The organism is Vibrio sp. 1401, from assembly GCF_033340295.1.
In genome coordinates, this window is sequence record NZ_JAWOWF010000802.1 from 1 (window position 1) to 526 (window position 526).

Below are 526 nucleotides of genomic sequence, written 5' to 3' on the forward strand. Positions count from 1 at the left end.
TATCATTATCATTTTAATATTCAAGTTTTGATGTCGTCTATTCTTGGATGCTTGGCATTTCTAGTCTTTATTTATCAGTGTGTTATATTGTTGAAAACGATTTCTGACAAATCTATCCAAATATCACAGCTGTGACTCACATCACACAAAGGGAGTTATCGTGCAGAGCCCTATCACTTTAGAAGCGCTCCATATCTTGGATGCGATAGATCGCAGAGGCAGCTTTGCGGCAGCGGCAAATGAGCTCGATAGAGCACCATCTTCACTGAGTTACCAAATCCAAAAGCTCGAACAAGATCTCGACATCAATATTTTTGACCGTTCAGGACACAAAGCGCTCTTTACGGAGGCAGGCAAGCTCATTTTGGAAAGAGGGCGTGCAATTCTGCAAGCGAGTGAAAAGTTAGTGAATGATGCGACTTTGCTTGCTAACGGTTGGGAGTTGGATATTACTGTTGCGTTTGATGGCATCATTCCAATTTCAAACTTCTTCCCGATGGTGGATGCGCTGGCGGAAGTAAGCTCA

General features: G+C 42.8%; 1 protein-coding gene. It reads left to right on the plus strand.

Annotated features, from left to right (window positions below; translation table 11 throughout):
• Positions 1 to 160 precede the first annotated feature (160 nt).
• Positions 161 to 526, plus strand: a 366-nt coding sequence (locus tag R7Z77_RS28255) for a LysR family transcriptional regulator (protein WP_193293961.1), incomplete at its 3' end; no start/stop codon positions are given.